This window comes from Dactylosporangium sp. NPDC051087, from assembly GCF_055586325.1.
In genome coordinates, this window is record NZ_JBVJIJ010000066.1 from 1 (window position 1) to 17,364 (window position 17,364).

General features: G+C 76.2%; 12 protein-coding genes. 9 read left to right on the forward strand and 3 right to left on the reverse strand.

Annotated elements, in window-relative coordinates; translation table 11 throughout:
• The 5 genes from ACZ6TV_RS54235 to ACZ6TV_RS54255 all read left to right on the forward strand — a co-directional run.
• Positions 1 to 686 (forward strand): SidA/IucD/PvdA family monooxygenase (locus ACZ6TV_RS54235; protein WP_465309432.1); only part of this gene is annotated, 686 nt, incomplete at its 5' end.
• A gap of 20 nt (positions 687 to 706) precedes the next feature.
• Complete coding sequence (locus ACZ6TV_RS54240) at positions 707 to 1,486, forward strand: ABC transporter ATP-binding protein (RefSeq protein ID WP_465309453.1); 780 nt, start codon at positions 707 to 709, stop codon at positions 1,484 to 1,486.
• A gap of 34 nt (positions 1,487 to 1,520) precedes the next feature.
• On the forward strand, positions 1,521 to 5,852 hold the full coding sequence (locus ACZ6TV_RS54245) for a HEAT repeat domain-containing protein (RefSeq protein ID WP_465309434.1): 4,332 nt from the start codon (positions 1,521 to 1,523) through the stop codon (positions 5,850 to 5,852).
• Between the two features lie 51 nt (positions 5,853 to 5,903).
• Positions 5,904 to 6,347, forward strand: a complete 444-nt coding sequence (locus ACZ6TV_RS54250) for a hypothetical protein (RefSeq protein ID WP_465309436.1) — start codon at positions 5,904 to 5,906, stop codon at positions 6,345 to 6,347.
• Positions 6,337 to 8,214 carry a hypothetical protein gene (locus tag ACZ6TV_RS54255; protein ID WP_465309438.1) on the forward strand — a complete coding sequence of 626 codons (1,878 nt, stop codon included), beginning with the start codon at positions 6,337 to 6,339 and terminating at the stop codon, positions 8,212 to 8,214. Before ACZ6TV_RS54250 ends, ACZ6TV_RS54255 begins: the two co-directional genes overlap by 11 nt.
• Here the strand turns inward: ACZ6TV_RS54255 and ACZ6TV_RS54260 are convergent.
• Complete coding sequence (locus tag ACZ6TV_RS54260) at positions 8,211 to 8,900, reverse strand: response regulator (RefSeq protein WP_465309440.1); 690 nt, start codon at positions 8,898 to 8,900, stop codon at positions 8,211 to 8,213. The two genes, ACZ6TV_RS54255 and ACZ6TV_RS54260, sit on opposite strands and share 4 nt — an antisense overlap.
• Complete coding sequence (locus tag ACZ6TV_RS54265) at positions 8,897 to 10,228, reverse strand: sensor histidine kinase (RefSeq protein ID WP_465309442.1); 1,332 nt, start codon at positions 10,226 to 10,228, stop codon at positions 8,897 to 8,899. Before ACZ6TV_RS54265 ends, ACZ6TV_RS54260 begins: the two co-directional genes overlap by 4 nt.
• A gap of 184 nt (positions 10,229 to 10,412) precedes the next feature.
• On the opposite strand from ACZ6TV_RS54265, the gene ACZ6TV_RS54270 reads away from it, so the two are divergent.
• Together ACZ6TV_RS54270 and ACZ6TV_RS54275 are read left to right on the forward strand one after the other, a co-directional pair.
• Entirely contained in the window at positions 10,413 to 11,111 is a 699-nt protein-coding gene (locus ACZ6TV_RS54270; RefSeq protein WP_465309444.1) for an ABC transporter ATP-binding protein, read from the forward strand.
• On the forward strand, positions 11,108 to 13,573 hold the full coding sequence (locus ACZ6TV_RS54275) for an ABC transporter permease (protein ID WP_465309446.1): 2,466 nt from the start codon (positions 11,108 to 11,110) through the stop codon (positions 13,571 to 13,573). Before ACZ6TV_RS54270 ends, ACZ6TV_RS54275 begins: the two co-directional genes overlap by 4 nt.
• 246 nt (positions 13,574 to 13,819) lie before the next feature.
• Here ACZ6TV_RS54275 and ACZ6TV_RS54280 read toward each other — a convergent pair whose 3' ends face one another.
• Positions 13,820 to 15,340 (reverse strand): alpha/beta hydrolase, encoded by a 1,521-nt coding sequence (locus ACZ6TV_RS54280; protein WP_465309448.1) that lies wholly within the window; start codon positions 15,338 to 15,340, stop codon positions 13,820 to 13,822.
• A gap of 138 nt (positions 15,341 to 15,478) precedes the next feature.
• On the opposite strand from ACZ6TV_RS54280, the gene ACZ6TV_RS54285 reads away from it, so the two are divergent.
• Positions 15,479 to 16,522: a LacI family DNA-binding transcriptional regulator gene (locus tag ACZ6TV_RS54285; protein ID WP_465309449.1), complete on the forward strand. Its 1,044-nt coding sequence runs from the start codon at positions 15,479 to 15,481 to the stop codon at positions 16,520 to 16,522.
• 198 nt (positions 16,523 to 16,720) lie between these two features.
• Positions 16,721 to 17,364: ricin-type beta-trefoil lectin domain protein (locus tag ACZ6TV_RS54290; protein ID WP_465309451.1), on the forward strand; the 644-nt coding region annotated here is incomplete at its 3' end.

The window sequence follows — 17,364 nt, forward strand, 5'->3', positions numbered from 1 at the left end:
TCTGCGCGGTGCTGTCCCGGTACGGCTACAGCCCCGCCGACGACAGCCCCTTCGCCAACCGCATCTTCGACCCCCTCGCCGTCGACGACTACTTCAAGGCGCCCCCGCAGGTGAAGTCGATGCTGCTCGGCTACCACGCCAACACCAACTACTCCGTCGTGGACACCGACCTCATCGAGACGCTCTACCGCCGCGTGTACCGCGAGAAGGTCCTCGGCACGCAACGACTCCGCCTGCTCAACGTGTCCCGCCTGACCGCCGCCGAGGAGACCGCCGGACGGGTCGCGGTGACCGTCGAGTCGATGCTCACCGGCGCCCGGACCGTCCTGGGCGCGGACGTGCTCGTCTGCGCCACCGGCTACGCGCCCGCCGACCCGTTCCCGCTGCTGGGCACCCTCGCCGACCGCTGCCACCGCGACGAGCGGGGCCTCGCCGTCGTCGAACGCGACTACCGCATCCGCACCGACGCCGGCGTACGGGCCGGCATCTACCTGCAGGGCGGCACCGAACACACGCACGGGATCAGCTCCTCCCTGCTGTCCAACACCGCGACCCGCTCCGGCGAGATCCTCGACTCGGTCTGCGAACGGCGCCAGGATCCCCCCGCCGAGCTGCCGGCCGCCGCCTCGTCCGCCGGCGCCGTGCCCGCGCTGTCCGGCTCGGGGCGAGCCGGCTCCTACGCGTGACCCGGCTCCGCGCCGACGGCATCACCGTCGGCTACGACCGCAGGACGATCAGCACCGACCTGCACCTCGACATCCCCGACGGCCGCTTCACCGTCATCGTCGGCCCGAACGCCTGCGGCAAGTCGACGCTGCTGCGGGCCCTGTCCCGGCTGCTCACCCCCTCGAAGGGGCAGGTGCTGCTGGACGGCAGGTCGATCCACGCGTACCCGGCGAAGGAGGTCGCCCGCCGGCTCGGGCTGCTGCCCCAGTCCTCGGTCGCGCCCGACGGCATCACCGTCGCCGAACTCGTCGCCCGGGGCCGCTTCCCGCACCGGCGGCTGCTGCGTCAGTGGTCCCGCGCCGACGAGGCCGCGGTCACCGCCGCGATGGCCGCCACCGGCGTCACCGACCTGTCCGGCGAGCTCGTCGACACCCTGTCCGGCGGGCAGCGGCAGCGGGTGTGGGTCGCGATGGTCCTCGCCCAGCAGACCCCGATCGTGCTGCTCGACGAGCCGACCACGTTCCTGGACATCGCGCACCAGGTCGAACTGCTCGAACTGTGCCTGCGCCTCAACCGCGACCAGGGCACCACGATGGTCGCCGTCCTGCACGACCTCAACCAGGCCTGCCGCTACGCCGACCACATCGTGGTGATGAAGGCCGGCGTCGTCGTCGCCGAGGGCCCGCCGCACGAGGTCGTCACCGGCGACCTGGTCGAGGACGTCTTCGGCCTGCCGTGCCGCATCATCCCCGACCCGGAGACCGGCACTCCGCTCGTCATCCCCCGCGCCGGCGCCCTGCACGTCCCCGCATCCGTCTGACCCGCGCCCCTGTGGGCGGGCCTAGGATCGGGGCGTGACCCTGCCGGCGGAACAGCTCGTGGCCGCCGCCGTCGACCGGGGAGACGCGCAGTGGCTCGCCGCGCACGTCGACGGGACCGCCTGCCCGCCCGCGCTGCTGGCCACGCTCGCCCGGCACGCCGATCCGCGGCTGCGGCTCCTCGCCGTCCGGCTGCTCGGCGCCCGCCTGGCCGTCGCCGGTGCCGGCGACGTGGCGGGGGTGCTGCCGGCCGGGGTCGACGACGTGCCCGAGGTCGCCCTGGCGGCGGCGGAACTGTTCCAGCGGCACGGCCGGCACCTGCCGGCGGACGCGTGGCCTGGCCCGCTCGACGACGGCGTGCCCGCGGTGGTGCGGGTGGCGTGGCTGCGGGCCGGGTTCCTGCACCTGCCGGGCAGCGTGACCGCCGCGCCGACGACCGAGGTGACGTACCAGGCGGTGGCCGGCCTGAGCTGCGCCGTCGTGCCCGACCCGCCCCGGCTCCTCGACGAGCTCACCGGCCGCGACGACCCGGTGCTGCACGCGGCGGCGCTGCGCCTGTGCCGGGAAGGGCTGCGCGCCGCGGTGGTGGCGCCCGCGACCGCCCGGCGGGTCCTGGTCCGGCTCCTCGGCAGCGGCACACCGGCGGTCGTGGAAGGGGCCCTGCGCGATCTCGCCCAGCCGTGGGCGGCCGTCGACCCCGCCGTCCCGCCGCGCCTGCGGGCGCTGCTCACGGCGTCCACGGGGTCCCCGGGTGTCGCCGAGGCCGCCGTGGACGCCGCCGCGCGGTGCCGGCTGCGCGACCCGCTGCTCGAGGCCGCCGCCGATCCGGGACTGCCGCCACGCGCCCGGCGGCGGGCCCTCGCCGTGCTCGGCGACCTGCTCGACCGCGAGGACATCCCGGCCGTCGCCGGCCTCGCGGCCACCGACCCTCTCCTGCTGGGGCAGCCCGCGATCAGCTGCCTCACCACCATGCACCACCGCGGGCTGATCCCCGGTCCCGGCGCCGCCGCGGGGATCGTCGGGCTCGCCCTCGCCGACCACGGCATCGACGCCGGGTCCGTGGCGCAGCTGCTGTACACCGCCCGCCACGCCACCCGCGACGCCCTGCTGAACATCGACCAGGACGCCGGCAAGGACGCCGGCTGGCCGCGGCGGCTCCAGCTGCTCGTGGCGCTCGCCGGGCAGGGGGCGCCCGACCTCGACGTGGGCGCCGACATCACCGCGCTCCTGCCCGGCGCCGCGGAGCCGGAGCCGTTCCTCGCCGCGATCCGGGCGCTGCGCCACACCCCCGCCGAGGACGCCGTCCTCGCGACCCTGTCCCGCGCGCCGGCCGCGGCGCTGCACGCGCTGGAGGCGGTCGGCGGCGAGCACACCGCCGCGGCGCTGAGCGAACCGCCGGACGGACCCTGGCAGCATCAGGCGCTCGAACTGTGCTGGCGGCTGCAGCCCGACGCCGCCGGCCGGCACGCGCTGCTGCGGCGGCTCGACCCGGCGACGCTGCCCGCCCGCATCGCCGCGGACCTCGGCCGGCCCGACGAGCGGGAGCTGGCCGTGCTGCACGCCCGCGCCACCCCCGACCTGCCCCTCAAGGCCCTCGGCTGGCTGGCCGGCCACGCGGGCACCGGGACGGTCGCGGCGGTCACCGAGCTCCTCGCCAGGATCGTCGGGGAGCTCGCGCTCGCGTACGACACCCGCCGGCTCGATCCGGACCGGCGGCACCACCTGCCCGCGGACCTCGCCGCCGTCGACGCGGACCGCGACCGGCCCGCGGCCACGAAACGGATGCCGGTCGTGCCGCCGGAGGCCCTCGACGCGCTGCGGGGCCTCGGCCGGCGGATGCACCGCGACGGCCGGATCCGGCCCGTCTGCCTGCTCGACGCCGCGTCCGAGGAGGCCGCCGGCGACGCGTTCGCGGCGAGCCTCGCGCTGGACCTGCTCGCCCGGCAGGACAGCACGCCGACCGAGCTCGCCGTGCTGCTCGAGATGCTGCTGCGGGCACCGTACGACCGCAGCCGCGCCCACGTGCACCGGCTGCTGCGGCACCGGGACCCGCACGTGCGCAAGCACACGATCGCGGTGCTCGCCGCCGGCGGCGCGGAGGCCCTCGCCCCGACGCTGACCCTGCTCACGGCCGCCACCGACGTGCAGACGGTCCGGCAGGCGATCACCGCGCTCGGCGAGGTCGGCGCCGGATGGGCCGGGCCCGCCGTCGCCGCCTGCCTCGAACACCCGAACATGAACATCAAGAAGGCCGCGGCGGAGGCGTTGCGGACCACCGGGACCCCGGCCACGGTGCCGCCCCTGCTCGGCTGGCTCGCCCGGCACGACAACCCCGGCCTGCGGGCGGCGCTGACCGCCGCGCTGCGCGACCTGCTCGGCGACGCCACCGAGGCGACGGTCCTGGCCGCCGCCGAGGCCGCCGGCGATCCCCGGACCCGGGACCTGCTCCTCGGGTCCCTCGACGGCGCCCTGCCCGCGCGGTCGGTCGCCGCGCTCACCGACCAGGGCTCACCGGCCGCGCCGGCGCTGCTGCGGCTCGCCGCGACCGGCCGCCTCCGCCTGCGCGACGGTGACGTCGCCGCCCTCGCCGGCCGGATGGCGGCGCACGGGATCACGCCACCGGCGGGCCGCCCGACCGGCGCGCCGCACCCCGACCTGGTGACCCTGGCCCGCGACGGATGGCACGCCGGAGCCGCCCGCCGGGTGGCGGCCATCGACCCGGCGGAGCTGCCCGAGGCGCTGCTGCCCGACCTGCGCCGGCTGCTGCCGCAGTGGCTGCGGCTCGCGGCGGCCGAGCCGTCCGTGCTGCGGCTCGTCGTGCGGTGCTGCCCGGCGCCGTGGACCGAGCGGGAGCGGGCCCTGTTCACCCGCTTCCGGGCGACGCTCGTCACCGGCGTCGGTGCGCTGCCGCCCGCCGGCCGCGACGGCCTCCTCGCCGTCCTCGACGACCTGGCCCCGCACCTCACCGGGACCGCCGCGCTGGACGTGGCGGCCGGGCTGCGGGCGCTGCCACCGGCGCCGGCGGGCCTGCGCTGCACCCTGACCGTGCTGCGCCGCTGCCGCGCGGTCCTCACCCGCGCCGACCTCGACCGGGCCCTCGCCGACGCCGCGCTCGGCGCCGACCCGTGGCAGGCCGGGCTGCGCGTGCTGCACGAAGCGTTCGGCGTCCCGGGATCCCGTGAGCGGCTCGCCGCGCTGATGGCGGCGTGGCCGTCGGCGACCCCCGCCGAGCGGGCCGTCCTGCTCGACAGGATGGCCGAGGAGCAGCCCCTCGGCGCCGCGCCGTGGACGATCGGTGAGGAGGCGCACCGGCCCGCCCCGGCCCGGATCCCGCACGACGGCGACCTCGACCAGCCGCGCTCGGCCGCCCTGCGCGCCCGCCTCCTCGACATGCTCGAGCACCCCCGGCCCGGCACCACCCAGCGGCAGCGCGCCGCCGAGGCACTGCACGGATGGCCCGAGCCGGAGATCCAGCGGCGGCTGCTGCCGGTGTACCTGCACCGCGACGTCGACCTGCCGCCCACGGCCGCCCTGGCCCGCGCCCTCACCCCGGCCGACCTGCTCGACGGTCCCGGCACGGCGATCACCGACGCCACGTCCGCCCACGCCGCGTACCGGTGGCGGGTCCGGGCGATGCGGCTCACCCGGCACCTGTCACCGGCGGAGCTGGCGCCGCTGATCCCTGCCCTGCTGAGGCTGCGCGACCACGACGGCACCGCGATCCGCCAGGCGGCTCTCGCCGCGCTGCGGGCGCTGCCACCCTCGACCGTCGCGGCGCTGCTCGGCGAGCCCACCGCCGCGGTGCTGCTGCCCGGGCCGGTCGAGCCCCGGCTGCCGGCCGGTCTCCTCCGGCGACCCGAAGCGCCCGCGCCGGTGCGCCCGCCCACCCGCCAGGACCTCGTCGACCAGGCCCGCGACGGCGACCCCGCCCAGATCAGGGCCGCCCTGACGGCCATCGCCGGCGGCGGCCCCGGCGACGACGTCGCCGAGCTGCTCGGCGAGCTGCTGCGCCACCCCGAGCCGAAGGTCCGCCTGCACGCGCACCGGGTGTCGCGGCAGGTCCTGGACCGGCCCGCGTACCTGCGGCACAGCGAGATCCTCCTCGCCGACCCGCGGCCCGACATCGTCCGCGTCGCCGTCCGGGCCGTCAGCGGCGCCGCCTGGACCCCGGCGATCGGCGCCGTCGTCGGGCTCCTGCGGCACCCCGACCCGGCCGTCCGGCGGACCGCCGAGGCGGCCGTGACCCGCTACGGCCCGGCCGCCGCCCCGGCGCTCACCAGGGCCGCCGCCCGTGCCCGGCCGGACCGCCGCGCCACGTACGTCACCCTTCTGGCGGCGGTCACCGAAGGCGTGCACCCGACCGGGTGACCGGCGGGTGATACCGCGCGACGGCGCTCCGGGCGTCCCTATGGTGATCCGATGAGCGCAGCGGGTGCGGCCATGTGGGGTCTGTTCGCGGCGCTCGCGCTCGAAGCCCTCGACCTGCTCGGCGCCGCGCGCCGGGCGGGCACGCGGCCGTGGCGCGGCGCGGGGGAGCCGGGTCCGGTGGCGTACGCGCTGTCCGCCGTCCTGCGCTGCCTCACCGGCGCCGGGCTCGCCGCCGGGGTCGCGGCCGCCGGGCAGGTGAGCACCGCGGGCGGGGCCGCCGCCGTCGGGATCGCGGCGCCGCTGCTGCTGACCCAGCTCGTCCGGCTCGCCACGCCGGTCCCGGAGGTTGCCGTCGCCGCCGGTGCAGCCGCCGCTTCAACGGCTGCGCCGCCGGCCGGAGCGCCGCCGCTGCACGGCTCGGGGCGCCCGTCGCGGCTGCGGGTGAAGCTGCCCGCCGCCCGCAAGAAGACCGGCGACGACCATCGTGCGGGTTGACCGTCTCGCCGCGCGGATCCTGGCGGCGCTGGGCCGCGACGACCGCGCCGGCCCGGCGCTGCCGCCGCTGCTCGCCGCGCTGCGCCGCGACACGAAGGCATTCGGCGGCAGCACGACCACGACGGCCGGGCCCGCCCCGCTGCCGGCGAGCCAGCGCGTCCTGCTGACCGGGTTCCTGCGCCGGGCCGCCGCGCCGATCTGGCCGGGCAACCGCGCCGCCGCACCCCCGCCCGACCACCCCACGACCACCACCACCATCACCGCAGCAGCCGCCGAGGCCGGGCCGCCCGACCCGCCGGCGCAGATCGCGCCGCGGCAGGCGAAACGCGAGCCGTGGCCGCCGCCGCTGTTCTCCATGCCCGAGGCGGCGACCTCCCGGCGGATGCCGTCGAGCACGACCCGCAGGCTGTGCGCGGCCGTGCACCTCGACGCGGGCCTCGCCGGGACGGTCGTCGCCGAGCTCACCGGCGACCCGCACCGCGCGGTGCCGCCGTCCGTCGGGTTCGACCTGGAGCCGGTGCTGTGCCACGCGCTGCGGGCCAGGCTGCTGAGCCACGCCAGGGACGCGTTCCTCTCCGCCGCTGTGCTCGCCGCCCTGATCCTCGCGCCCCGCACGACGGCCGCCGTGCTGCTCGCCGGCGCCGCCGCCGGGCTGTGCCTGTCCGGCCCGGTCCGCGCGGCACCGAGGACCGGCCGGGTCCTCCTCGCCGCCGCGCTCGTCTTCGGCCTCGCCACCGCCGTCGGCGCGGCCCTCGCCGTCGCCGGTGCGACGGTCCCCGTGCCACCGGCCCGTCCCGGGACGGGGGCGCAGGGCGGCGAGTTCGCGCGGATCGCGGCCGTCGCCGGCGCGGAGGCCGGCGCGCGGGTCTGGGTCGCGCTCGCCGTGCTCGCCGCCTGCGCCGCCGCCGGGCACCTCGCCCACCTGTGGTGGACCGCCGCCACCCTCACCGCCCCGGCCCACCCCCTCCCGCCGCGCGCCGCCACCAGGCGACGGGTCGCGGTCGTCGCCGCCGCCCAGCGCGGGAACGTGGCGTTCAGCCGCGGCGACCCGTTCGTCGGGGCCGGGCACCGGGTGGCGGGCTGGTCCGTCGCGGTGGCGTTGCGGGCCATCGACTCCGGCGGCTACCGGCCGCGCAGCCCCGCCACCCTCGACCCGGTCCTGCTGCGCCGCCACGTCGGGCAGGCGCTGCAGGGCCTCGGCGACGGCACCGGCCACCACGGCGTGCCGGGGCTGGCGGTCACGCCGTACCTCGCCGCCGACGGGATCCGCTGCGCCGGCGACCCGCTCCTCGACGGCGGAACCCCGCTGCCCCTGGCGTCGCGGGAAGCCCTGGACGCCGTCGTGCGGGGGCCGCAGGAGGGCCTGCGCCACTACGACCGGGTCGTGATCGTGCCACGGGCCAGGGGCGTCACCACCGCCGAGGGACGGCCCGTCGTGCCATCCGAGGACGGTGACGGGCTCGTGTCGGTGTTCGTGCACACCGCGATCGAGGCGTCCGTCCTGTTCGTCGAACTGTCCGCGCACGTCCTCGCACCGGTCCGCCCCGCCTGGTATCTGCCGGCGCCCGTCGTACACCTGGAGCTGCTGACACAGCTGACCGGCGCGCCGTGGCGGCTGGCCCGTGCGGCGGCACAGCACGCGGCCCGGCGGGCGCGGCAGGCCCGCGCCGGCGGCTGGCACGACCACAGCGCCCGGCTCGGCGTGCGGGACCTCGCCGGCGACCCCGCCGCCGGGCTGCCCGCGCTGGAGGCGGCTAAATACGTGCGGGTCGTCGAGCGGGTCGTCGTGGAGGCGGTCGCCGACTTCCTGGAACGCTACGACCTCGACGCGAGCACCTTCCGCGCCGAGGTCCCGACGAGACGCTAACCGGAGCCCGGCGTCACCAGCCCCGTCTCGTACGCGGCGACGATCGCCTGGGCCCGGTCACGCAGCCGCAGCTTCGACAGGATCCGGGCGATGTGCGTCTTCACCGTCGCGTCGCTGAGCTGCAGCCGCGCGGCGAGCTCCGCGTTGCTCAACCCGCGGGCGAGCAGCCGCAACACCTCCAGCTCCCGCGGTGTCAGCCCCGCCAGGTCCCGGTGCAGGCTCGCCGTGCGCCCGTCGCGGTTGGCGTACCGCTCGATGAGCCGCCGCGTGATCGCCGGCGCCAGCAGCGCGTCGCCGGAGCGGACCAGGCGGACGGCGCCGACGAGATGTTCGGGGCTGACGTCCTTGAGCAGGAAGCCGCTGGCCCCGGCCGACAGCGCCGCGTACACGTACTGGTCGAGGTCGAACGTCGTGAGGATGATGACCCGCGGCGCGGCGGCGGTCACCGGCCCGCCGAGGATGCGGCGGGTCGCCTCCAGGCCGTCCATCCGCGGCATCCGCACGTCCATGAGGACCACGTCGGGCCGGGTGCGGCGCACCGCGTCGACGGCCTCGACACCGTCGGCGGCGTCCGCGACGACCTCGATCCCGCCGGCCGTCAGGATCATCCGGAACCCGGTCCGCACCAGCGCCTGATCGTCGGCGACGACCACCCGCAACGGCTCGCTGCCGGACGGCCCGCTCATGACGGCTCCTGCCCCGGGTCCGGGCCGGGGAAGGCGTCCCCGGTCGGGATGACGGCGTGGACCCGGAAGCCGCCGTCGCCGGTCGGGCCCGCGGTCAGGCTGCCGTCGTGCACGCTGAGACGCTCCCGCAGGCCGGCCAGCCCGCGCCCGCTGCCGGGGTCGGCGGCCGTGTCCGCGGCGCCGCCGGTGTCGGTGACGTCGATGCGCAACGCGTCCTTCGCGTGCTCGACGGTGACCGTCACCGACGCGCCGGCGGCGTGCTTCACCGCGTTGGTCAGGGCCTCCTGCACGACCCGGTACGCCGCGAGCTCGACCGCCGGCGGCAGCGGCACCCGCGTGCCGGTCTGCACCACCTCGACGGGCACCCCGGTGCGCCGGACCCCGTCTGCGAGGACCCCGAGCTGGTCCAGGCCCGGCGCCGGGGCGAGACCGAGGTCGTCGTCGTCCATCGTCAGCAGCCCCATGACGTGCCGCAGCTCCACCATCGCGGCCCGCCCGCTGGACTCGACCGCGAGCAGCGCCTCCCGCGCCAGGCCCGGCTCGGTGTCCAGGACCGTGCGCGCCGCGCCCGCCTGCACGACCATCATGCTGACGCTGTGGCTGACGACGTCGTGCAGCTCCCCGGCGAGCCGGGCCCGCTCCTGCTGCACCGCCAGGCTCGTCGCGGTCGCCTGCTCCCGTTGCAGGGCGAGGGCCCGCTGCTTCCACGTGTGGATCGCGTTCGCGGTGAGACTGACCGCGCACAGCAGCAGGAACGTCGCCAGCCCCGGCCCCAGCTCCGGGTCGTCGTCGCCCTGCCCGCCGAGCACCAGCACGGCGGCGGCCACGAGGACGCTGCCGATCGCGAGGGCACGGTGGCGGCTGTACAGCGCGGCACTGTACGCGGCGATCACGAAGCACACGAGCGCCGCCGTCGGGTCGAAGCCGCGCTGCAGCCGCAGGACCTGCGCCGCCGCGACGATGACCCACAGCGACGTGACGGGGAACCTGCGGCGGGTCACCAGCGGCAGCGCCGTCAGCGCCGCCAGGGCCGGCACCCAGCCGGGGAACTCGGCGGGCTCGTCGGGCGGGGCCCACGGCCGCTCACCGGGAAACGGCGGCTCGGGCAGCTCCGGCACCCGGAGCCGCTCGTGCTGCTCCATGATGTCCACCGGCGCGGCCGCGTCCTGGCGGTCCAGGGCCGCGCCGACGGTGGCGAGGGTGAGCAGGAGCGCGAGGACCGCGTCGGCCGCCCACGCCCACTTGCTGAGCTTCGGCAGCGGGCCGCTCACACGCCACAGCTCGGCGTTGATCGCCCGCAGCTGCCGTCTGAGGAACCCCGTGTCCATGGCCACAGTCTGCCAAGCCCCCCGCCGCGGCGGCATCGGTCGCAGTAACCAGGCGCCGTACCGCGTGGCGTAGTCCAAAAGAATGACGCGGGCGCGGGAGTCCGTCACTGCGGCCGATGCGGCCGGACACGCAGCGTTCCTACCGTCGGAGTCGTCATCAGCCGACCCGCCGTGGAGGTTCCCAGTGTCCGCGCCACTCATCCAGATCAGCGACGTGAGCAAACGCTACGACGACGGCCCGCCGGCCCTCGCCGGCCTGACGTTGCGCATCGAAGCCGGCGAGGCCGTCGCCGTCCTGGGCGCGTCCGGCAGCGGCAAGTCGACGCTGCTCAACCTCATCGCCGGGCTGGACCGGCCGACGTCCGGCAGCGTCACCGTCGACGGGGTCAGGGTCGACGGGCTCGGCGAGGCCGCGTCCGCGAAGTACCGGCGGGCCCGCATCGGCATGGTCTTCCAGTTCTTCAACCTGGTGGACGACCTGACCGTGCACGACAACGTCCTGCTTCCCGCGCAGCTGGCCGGGGTGTCGCGCACCGAGGCCACCGCACGCGCCGGCGAGCTGCTGGAGCGCCTCGGGGTGCAGCGGCACGCGAAGGCGTTCCCCGGCCGGCTGTCCGGCGGGGAACGGCAGCGGGTCGCCGTCGCCCGCGCGCTCATGAACCGGCCGTCCCTGCTCCTCGCCGACGAGCCGACCGGCGCCCTCGACACGGCGTCCGGCCGGGAGGTGCGGGACCTGCTGACCGCCCTGCACCGCGACGGGCAGACGCTCGTCCTCGTCACGCACGACGTCACCCTCGCCCACGAGTGCGCCACCAGGACCGTGGAGCTCGTCGACGGCCGCCTCAGCCGCGACGTCCAGCACGCCGCCGGTGGTGTCCGGTGAGCGGCGTCGGCCGGGTCGTGCGCGCCGGCGGCCGGCGCCGCGTCCAGTCCGTCGTGATGGCGTTGACGACCCTGCTCGCCGTTTCCGCGTCGGTACTGGCGGCAGGCCTGCTCGAAGCGTCCCGTGCCCCCTTCGACCGGGGCTTCGCCAAGCAGCAGGGCGCCCACCTGACGGCCGCGTTCGACGCCGGGGCCGTCACCGCCGATGCCGTCGCCGCCACCGCGACCGCCGCCGGGGCGACCGCGTCCGCCGGCCCGTTCCGGACGGTCACGCTGCGCCCGACGACCGTCAGCGGCACCCACGTCCCGCCCGGCATCGAGCTGCCACCGGCCGCGCTCGCCGGCCGCGCCGACCCCGGCGGCACCGTCGACAAGCTCGACCTCACCGAGGGCCGGTGGGCGAGCGCCGCCGGGGAGATCGTGTGGTCGGCCGGCCGGTCACCGCTCGGCGTCGGCGACAAGCTGCGGTTCGCCGGCGTGCCGGGCGGCCCGACGCTCACCATCGTCGGCTTCGCCAGGTCCGTCGGGTCCAGCGCCGAGGCGTGGACGACCCCCGACCAGCTGGCCGCGCTCGCCGGCACCGGCGGCGGGTATCAGATGCTGTACCGCTTCGCCGGCGCGGCCACCGACGCGCAGCTCACCGCGCACCGGGCCGCGGTCGCCGCGGCCGTGCCCGACGGCGCGCTCACCGGCGCCTCGTCCTACCTGACGGTGAAACGCGACGCAGAACGCACCGCGGCGACGTTCGTGCCGTTCGTGGTCGCGTTCGGCGTGCTCGGCCTGTGCATGTCGGTGCTGATCATCGGCGTCGTCGTCAGCGGCTCCGTCGGCGCCGCGACCCGCCGCATCGGCATCCTCAAGTCCGTCGGCTTCACCCCGGCCCAGGTCACCCGCGCCTACATCGGGCAGGCGATGATCCCGGCGGTCATCGGCGCCGCGTTCGGCGTCGTGCTCGGCAACCTCGCCGCGGTGCCGGTCCTCGCCGAGGAGAGCGACGCCTTCGGCACCGCCCCGCTGAGGATCGCGCCGTGGGTGAGCGCCGTCGTGCCGATCGTCGCGCTCGCCGCCGTCGCCGTCACCGCGTTCGTGCCGGCGTTGCGGGCCGGGCGGCTGCGGACCGTCGACGCCCTCGCCGTCGGGCGCACCCCGGCCGCGGGGCGCGGACGGGCGGCGCGGCGGGTGCTCGGCCGGCTGCCGTTGCCCCGGCCGGTGAGCCTGGGGCTGGCGAACCCGTTCAGCAGCCCGTCACGCTCGGCGACGATCGTGGCGGCGGTGGCGCTCGGCGCGCTCGGCGTCACGTTCGGCGCCGGTCTCGCCACGTCACTCGCCGGCATCCAGGACGGCCTCAACCGCCGCGACGCCGGCGCCGTCGTCGCCCACGTCTTCGCCCCGCCGCGGGCACCGGGCGGCCCTGGCCAGGTCAACCAGCCCCCGCCGGTCGGCTCGGCGCAGTCGGGCGGCCCGGCACAGTCCGGCGGTCCGGGGGGTGGGGAGCAGCAGGGTCAGGCGCCGCCGGAGACGCCCGCCGCGGTCGCCGCCGCCGTCGCCGGGGTGACCGGCGTGATCGAGGCCCAGCCCGGGACCCGCCGCTGGTTCACCACCGGTCAGGTCGAGGTCGGCGTCTCCGGCCTCAACGCCCCGGTGACCGCGTTCGCGTTCGACGGCGACGCCACCTGGGGCACCTACGAGGTGATCTCCGGCAGATGGTTCGACGGGCCGGGGCAGATCCTGGTGCCGACCGCGTTCCTCGACACCACCGGCCTGCGCGTCGGCGACACGGCCACCCTGTCCGACGCCGGCCGCACCGCCAGGGTGCGGATCGTGGGGGAGGTCCTCGACCTCAGCGACAACGGCCGGGTCGTCGTCACCGACGCGGCCACCCTCACCGCCCTCGGCACCCAGGTCGACCCGCGGTCCGTCGAGGTCCACATCGACCTCGACCCCGGCGTCAGCGCCAAGTCCTATGTGGACTCGCTGAACACCGCCCTCGAGCCGCTCGGTGCCGCCGCCGACGTCAACGTCTCGGAGCTCAGCGAGACCGTCGTCGCCATGGACACCCTCGCCGCGACGCTCACCCTCATGCTCGTCGTCGTCGCGGGGATGGGCGTGCTCAACACGCTCGTGCTCGACACCCGCGAACGCGTCCACGACCTCGGCATCTTCAAGGCCCTCGGCATGTCACCACGGCAGACGGTGACGATGGTCCTCACCTCGGTCGCCGGCACCGGCCTGCTCGCCGGCGCGATCGGCGTCCCGCTCGGCGTCGCCCTGCACCACATGGTGCTCCCGGCGATGGGCCGCGCCGCCGGCACCGGCCTCCCGGCCGCCTACGTCGAGGTCTTCGGCCCGCTGATGGTGCTGCCGCTGGTCCTCGGCGGCCTCGTCATCGCCGTCGCCGGCGCCCTGCTCCCCGCGGGCTGGGCCGCGAAGACCCGCACCGCCACCGCCCTGCGCACCGAATAGGGCTCCCACGCGGGCCGCGCGGCTCTCCCGCGCGGCCCGCCGCGAGGAGCCCGTGCGAGCCCCCGCCCGGCCCATAGGACCGCGTCGGGCGACGTTCGCGGCCCGTGGAGCAGAGCCGCGCGAGGTCCCGGACGCCTTCGCGTCGGGGGCCGGGCCGCTCGGGACGGTCCGGCCCCCACGGGCGGGTTCAGCGGGTCGGTCCGGCCCCCACTGCCGGGTTCAGCGGGTTCAGCGGGTTCAGCGGGTTCAGCGGGTCGTCGGGACGGCCCAGCGGGGCGGTTCGGCGGTCAGGGCGGCGGCCGGCGCGTTCTGCGTGCACGAGGCGCCCTCGGCAGGCAGGGTCACCGTGTCGAGATAGGTGAGGATCGCCGTCAGGATGCACGGGTTGAACGAGGTCGCCGACACGTGCCCGTCCGCCCGGTAGGTCAGCAGCCGCGCGTTGCCGAGCTGCGAGACCATCCGCCGCCCCCACTGGTACGGCGTCGCCGGGTCGTGCGTGGTGGCGATGACCATGACCGGCGCGGCGGACGCCGGGTTGCGGAAGGGGCCGCGGAACACGTCCTTCTGCGGCAGGTCGTAGACGGCGTAGACGAGGTCCTGGCCGAACGCGTACTGCCACTGGTGCGGGAACATCGCGTACTGGTGCCGCACGTCGGCGACGTAGTCGCGCACGTCGCGCGGCAGCCGGTGGTCCTGCGCGGTCACCGCGTAGTACGCCCCGGTCGCCGGGTAGGTACCGTCCGCGGCCCGGCCGGTGTAGTGGTCGAGCAGGTCCCGCAGCCGGCTCGCGTCGCCGGTCGCGGCCTGCCGCAGCGCCTGCGACAGCGGCGCCCAGTCGTAGCGGGAGTACATGGCGTGCGTCGACACCCGCAGCACGTCGTCACCGCGGACCGGGTCCGGGTGCTGCGCGGACGGCGCGGGCAGCGGCGCGCTGTTCATCGCCGCGACCAGGTCGTCGAAGGCGTCCTCGGTGAACCCGCCCGAGGCGAAGAACCGGTCCAGCAGGTCCTCGAACGACGCGTTCTGCTCCGCCCGCATCTCGAACGGCCGGTTCGCCCACACGTCGGGGTCGACGGGGGAGTCGAGCAGCATCGCCCGCGACCGGCCCGGGAACATGCTCGCGTAGGTGGCGCCGAGGTGCCCGCCGTAGGACATGCCGAGGTAGGTGAGTTTGTCGTCGCCGACCGCCCGGCGCAGCAGTTCGAGGTCCCGCGCGGAGTTGGCGGTGCCCAGGTAGGGCAGGACGCCGGGGTTGCGCGCCGCGCAGCTGCGCACCGAATCGCGGGCGTCGCGCACCGCCGCCTGCAGGTCCACGTCGAACAGCGGGGTGAACGTGGCGCTCGGCGTGGGCGTGCCGCCGCAGTCGACGGCCGGGACGCTGCCGGCGATGCCGCGCGGGTCCCAGCTGACGACGTCGAACCTGGCGAAGATGTCGAGGGCTCCGGGCGGCGCGCCGCGCAGGAACCCGACCCCGGAGCCGCCGGGCCCGCCAGGGTTGACGAACATGGAGCCGATCCGCCGCGCCTGATCCTTCGCCGGCCATTTGATGACCGGCAGCGCGAAGGTCGGGCCCCGCCGGTCGCCGTAGTCACGCGGGACGGTGGCGGTCGCGCACTGGAACCCTCCGCCGCAGTCGCTCCATCGCAGCTGCGGCGTCGGTACCGCGGAGGCGAGGTCGGACGGGTCGGCGGCCCCGGCACGGCCGGCGCCCCCGACGAGCAGCGCGACCGTGACGAGCACGGCGGCAAGTGTTCTGGATGAACGCATCGTGGTGCTTCCTTTGGACATCGAGGACGGTTGCCCTCGTATGGCACCGCCCGGAGCACGCGGGGACCGCGTACAACGACACAGAGCGGCTGTCGCCACACCGACGTATCAGGCGTCCGGGCCGACTATGCTCCAGGCATGAAACAGGCCGGTGAAACAGCGCAGCAGCAGCGCGTCACGATCCGCGACGTCGCGCAGCGGACCGGCCTGTCGATCGCGACGGTGTCCCGGGTGCTCAACGGCCGCTCCAACGTGGCGCCCGGCACCCGCGACAAGGTCCTGGAGGCGATGGGCGGGCTCGGCCGGCAGGCGCCGCGCCGGCGGGGGTCCGGTGCGCAGAAGGCGGACAACGGCGTCTATGTGCGCTGCCCGTACGTGCTGACGGACTATTTCGGGCTCATCGTCTCCGCCATCGCCGAGGCCCTCGACGTGCACGGCATGCACGCGATCGTCGACGCCGGCGAGTCGTCGTGGAAGCGCACCGAGGTGCTCAAGACGCTGACCGGCTGGCCGCAGGTCGCCGGCGCGCTGCTCATCCTGCCGTCGGAGCCGGAGGCCGACCTGGAGCTGCTGCGCGACCAGGGGTTCCCGTTCGTGGTGGTGGACCCACGCACGTCGCCGCCGCGCGACATCGCGGCCGTGTCGGCGGCCAACTTCGCCGGGGCCCGGCGGCTCACGACGCACCTGACGCAGCTCGGGCACCGCCGCGTCGGCGTGCTCGGCGGCCGGCCGGAGTGGATGGCCAGCACCGACCGCCTGGCCGGCTGGCTCGCTCCGCTGGTCGGGGTCGGGGTGCTGCCCGCGCCGGAGCTGGTGCGTTCGGTGAGCGACCCGACGATCGAGGAGGGCCACCGGGTCGCGGGGGAGCTGCTCGACCTGCCGGAGCGGCCGACGGCGATCGTCGCGTTCAACGACAAGATGGCGGTCGGGGCCCTGCACGCCGCCGCTGAGCGGGGCCTGCGGGTGCCGCACGACCTGTCGGTGGCCGGGTTCGACGACATCGACGTCGCGCGGGCCACCCATCCGGCGCTCACCACCGTGCGGCAGCCGCTGGGCGAGATGGGCCGGATGGCGGTCAGCCTGCTCGGCCGGATGCTCGCCGGGCACGACCTCGAGGCGCTGCACGTGGAGCTGGCCACCGAGCTGGTGATCCGTGGCACGACGGGCCCAGCAGCGCATTGACGCGTGTTTCATGAGCACTTCCATCGGGACCTGAAAAAAGTTGCGGCGTTCTGTTGACACGCCTCAGCAGTGACGTGTTTCCTTCCTGTTACAGGCGCCGATGGATCCCGGCGCGCGCACCGCACCCCCACTCGCCCGACGACCCGCCAGTCGACCTCGGGTCGGACGGTCACGCCCGCGTCAAGAACAGGACCCGCCTTGAGAGTCTCCAGACGCACCGCCCTGCTGGCGACCGCCGTGACGGCCGTGGCCGTCACCGCCGTCGGCACGGTCGCCATGACGGTCGCCTCCGCCGCCAGCAGCGGCCGGGTCACCAGCGCCGCCAACGGCAAATGCCTCGACGTCACCAACGGCTCCACCGCCGACGGCAACCAGCCGCAGATGTGGACCTGCTACACCGGCAGCGCCAACCAGAACTGGACCTTCGCCGACAACGGCTCCGTGCAGGGGCTCGGCAAGTGCCTCGACGTCGCGAACGGCGCCACCACAGACGGCGCCGTCGTGCACCTGTGGACCTGCTACGACAGCGTCACCAGCCAGAAGTGGCAGCTGACCGCCGCCGGCGACCTGGTCAACACCAAGGCCGGCAAGTGCCTCGACATCAAGGACAACAACCTCGCCGACGGCGCGAAGCTGCAGCTGTGGTCGTGCGCCGGCACCGCCAACCAGAAGTGGTCCTTCAGCGGCGGCTCCACCAACCCGACCCCGACTGCGACGGGAACCGTGCCCAACAACCCGAACAACCCTGACCTCGGTCCGAATGTGTCGGTGTTCGATCCGTCGATGTCGCAGGCGACGATTCAGAACCGGTTGAACACGGTGTTCAACCAGCAGGTGACGAA